Source organism: Dellaglioa sp. CoH-57-MRSF-22, from assembly GCF_056781895.1.
In genome coordinates this window covers 1-355 of sequence record NZ_JBXAXT010000133.1, presented here as the reverse complement: position 1 = coordinate 355, position 355 = coordinate 1, and the positions used below count along the sequence as shown (strand labels likewise).

Annotated in this window: 1 protein-coding gene; it reads left to right on the top strand. The window is 49.9% G+C overall.

Features of this window, described 5'->3' with window-relative positions:
* Nucleotides 1-80: 80 nt before the first annotated feature.
* Nucleotides 81-355, top strand: a 275-nt coding sequence (locus tag AC1RPR_RS08530; protein ID WP_481763520.1) for a hypothetical protein, incomplete at its 3' end; no start/stop codon positions are given.

Below are 355 nucleotides of genomic sequence, written 5' to 3'. Positions count from 1 at the left end.
GACATGGACAATGAAGCCGACGAATTTACAGACGACATTCTGATGCTCATCACATCGAAACATAACAAGTTCCAACTGCAATGAAAAAGAAAGGACGAATATTCGTCATCGACGGAAATCACGCACTCCATCGTGTCTGGTTCACGTTGCGCACAGGCCGGCCGATCGAAGAGGCACTTCCATATGCATTCACCAGCTTGATATGCAAAGACGCCGTGGCCGTCAAGGCCACCCATATGCTGGTTGCATTTGACGGCAAGCAGGTGTTTAGGTACGGTGTGTATGACGGATACAAAGCTGACCGAAAGAACAAGAAGCAAAGTGGGCCGGCCGTCGATAGCCAGTACACCAAACC